At 41.0% G+C, this 2,665-nt stretch carries 4 protein-coding genes; 2 read left to right on the top strand and 2 right to left on the bottom strand.

Translation table 11 applies throughout. The features are described from left to right. The first annotated feature begins 270 nt into the window (after nucleotides 1–270). Nucleotides 271–1,140 carry a protein kinase family protein gene (locus LHW48_07620; GenBank protein ID MCB5260324.1) on the top strand — a complete coding sequence of 290 codons (870 nt, stop codon included), beginning with the start codon at nucleotides 271–273 and terminating at the stop codon, nucleotides 1,138–1,140. 50 nt (nucleotides 1,141–1,190) lie between these two features. Further along, complete coding sequence (locus tag LHW48_07615; GenBank protein ID MCB5260323.1) at nucleotides 1,191–1,736, top strand: GNAT family N-acetyltransferase; 546 nt, start codon at nucleotides 1,191–1,193, stop codon at nucleotides 1,734–1,736. A 26-nt stretch (nucleotides 1,737–1,762) separates the two neighbouring features. On the opposite strand, the gene LHW48_07610 is transcribed toward LHW48_07615, so the two are convergent. Continuing rightward, nucleotides 1,763–2,275: a hypothetical protein gene (locus tag LHW48_07610; GenBank protein MCB5260322.1), complete on the bottom strand. Its 513-nt coding sequence runs from the start codon at nucleotides 2,273–2,275 to the stop codon at nucleotides 1,763–1,765. After that, on the bottom strand, nucleotides 2,245–2,665 hold a 421-nt coding region (locus tag LHW48_07605; GenBank protein MCB5260321.1), incomplete at its 5' end, for an ATP-binding protein. The genes LHW48_07605 and LHW48_07610, both read right to left, overlap by 31 nt.

Raw genomic sequence — 2,665 nt, 5'->3', positions numbered from 1 at the left:
TTCTTCCAATTCATAATCTCTCCTTACATCCATAATAGCAGTAGCTTGGATAAGGCTATAGGTACCTTTTTTGCATAAAACCATCGCCAGATTATATGTTTCGAAACCTTACCAATTCGTCAACCGATATTTTCAGGTATTGTCCGCATTTAGGGGGTATATGTTGGCTAACATCCCGCTAATTCCCTTCTCTTTAATAAAGGAATTGACAAAAAACGTTATGTTCTTCAAGGGTTTTGAACATAAAAATTATCGAACTAAGGACGGATCATGCAAGAAATAGTGCCTAGCCAACAAGCAAAACAGTGTGTTTTCCCCTCTGAGGGAGAGGTTATTACATCGCTTTTAACAAATAATACATATGAAATTGGATCAAAGATCGGGGAAGGAAACTTCAGTCATGTATATGCTTGCACTGACGTGTGGGATAATGATTTAGCGGTAAAAGTTCTAAAACCCCTTGGCTCTTACGAATATGTTAAAGATAATGCCGTAGAAGAATTTCAGAAACTAGTTTTGTTACGCCATCCCAATGTTACTTATGTTTATGATGCCTTTGAGTACAGGAATACTTTTTATATTGTCACAGAACGTTGTTATGGCTCCTTAGATGGACTGTTTTCACTTGATGGACTGGAAGGGATGTTGTGGTTAAGACCTATCGCAAGATGTATATTGCAGGCTGTACACTATCTACACGTTAACCAATTTGTGCACCAAGACATTCATGTTGGCAACATCTTTACTAAGTTTGTTAAGGACGAAATGAATGACGCAAATCCTGATGTAATTCAATTCAAGCTAGGAGATTTGGGGGTTGGTAAGTTCATAACAGATGTATCAGTAGGCAATGTTCGAGCCCAATGGATGCTACCGCCTGAAATCATGAATCCTGACGAGTTTGGACCTATCGATCATAGAATTGATTTGTATCATTTAGGATTAGTCTTTTTGCAACTAGCGTTGTCGACCAAACTTAGTTTTACTCCAGAAGATATTCTAGCAGGAAAACCTCGCCAAATGGCTTTAGAATTACCACAACCATTGAGTTTCGCAATCGAAAAAACTCTTAGGAGACATGTGATGTATCGTACTGAAAGCGTCCTGGAATTATGGCGAGATCTGAATACGAGAATGTAGAGGGGACTATTCCCTAATCATAGATTCAGATATATTAAAGGAGGTGAATCATGCCATTTCAAAACCACGAAAATGTATATTACTATAAGGATATGTTTAATCAAGATGCGGTTCTTGCATCTGTAGAAGAAACAAAAGAAATGAATAGAAATATTGAGTTTCTTATAATGGAATCTATCCCCCTTCAATACCGAGCAAAAATGCATGCCCTTGAATCGTTGGCATATCCATATTGGAAAGAAGAATTTGTTTTATGGGAAAACACTTTGATAGGTAAAGCAGTTTGGTCAGTAGCATTAGATTCAGATGAGCCAATAACGACAATAAGAGCTTATCCGAGTATGAATCCAGATATGCTTACAATTAATTATTTATCAACTGAGCAAAGTTATCGAAAAAGGGGCCTAGCAAGAGCAGTTATACAAAACTGCATTAATCATGTGTTCACGAATGGTGTTTACTCGTCGATACAAGCACTAGACATATCCAGCCCTGGAGCAGCAAAGATCCTCGAGCAAGTCGGATTTGTCAGAAACCGTCAGAATATTGACATTATGCGTTCTATGAAAGAGTTTTATAAAAACTGCAAAACTTGACTTTGGTCTATATGATTCAATCAGTACTAACATTTCATCCTCATCGCATACGAATGCCTCATCCCTGAATACCTCTTCAGAACACCCAGTATCCCAGGCAGTATATAGCGTCCAAGTTGCTCAATACCCAGCCTAGTCTTGATGTAGTAGCCATGCGGATTCATACCTATGATGCTGATCGACGCCAGGGCTTCCAGATAGACAAACACGAACTGCCTGCTTCTGCCAAAGTCTTTGGTTAGTTCTCTGACTGAGCGATAGCTTTTCTTTTCGATGATGTCCAGCAGCTGTATGGCTGTCTTAATGTCGTAATTCCATTTACAGCGAGGATCGGGAGCCATGCCTTGAGTATATCGGTTGGCTCGCACATAGAGTGAATTGCTGGGAGAGATACATCGCACCTTATCCGCTTTCGCCAGATCACCAAGCAGGTGCTCGACTTCCTTGATATCGCCATCTAGCATGCCTGCCAGCATTTTGGGAGTGAAGGGCTGATTATACTTAGAGATCAGATTGGAGACAGCTTCGGAGTTAAGCATAGTGTTTTCCTTTGCTCTGTGGTTTCTGAGTGACCTTGTTCGGCTTTGATGCTCGTTTCCAGCAGGTGCAGCATTTTCATGGCTTTGCGCAGATTCCCGCCACTGTTGAAATAGATCGTATTGATTTGCTCCGGACTCGCTTCCACTTCTAGCACTTCCCTGGCGATGGCAGTGATGTCTTTCAGACTGGCTGATTCGAACTCGTAGAATGAGTTGCAGCGGTCGAAGTAGTATTCATTGATCTGCGCCAGGCGATCACGAGCATTTTGCATTCCCACCAGTATCACAATTGCCGCAGTATTATCCACGATATCCCTGATCGTTCCGAGCAGTTGCTGCTGTTTGAAGGCGTAATCAATCTCGTCCACGATTATCACTATGTCCTCTTGC

It is taken from the genome of Candidatus Cloacimonadota bacterium (genome assembly GCA_020532355.1).
Taxonomy (GTDB): domain Bacteria; phylum Cloacimonadota; class Cloacimonadia; order Cloacimonadales; family Cloacimonadaceae; genus UBA5456.
Note: the sequence above shows the minus strand (reverse complement) of the source record. Positions and strands in the feature narration are given on the sequence as shown.

Excerpts from the sequence above, each read along its gene's own strand:
- LHW48_07610 (MCB5260322.1), bottom strand. The coding sequence starts at position 2,275 with ATGCTTAACTCCGAAGCTGTCTCCAATCTGATCTCTAAGTATAATCAG.
- LHW48_07620 (MCB5260324.1), top strand. The coding sequence starts at position 271 with ATGCAAGAAATAGTGCCTAGCCAACAAGCAAAACAGTGTGTTTTCCCC.
- LHW48_07615 (MCB5260323.1), top strand. The coding sequence starts at position 1,191 with ATGCCATTTCAAAACCACGAAAATGTATATTACTATAAGGATATGTTT.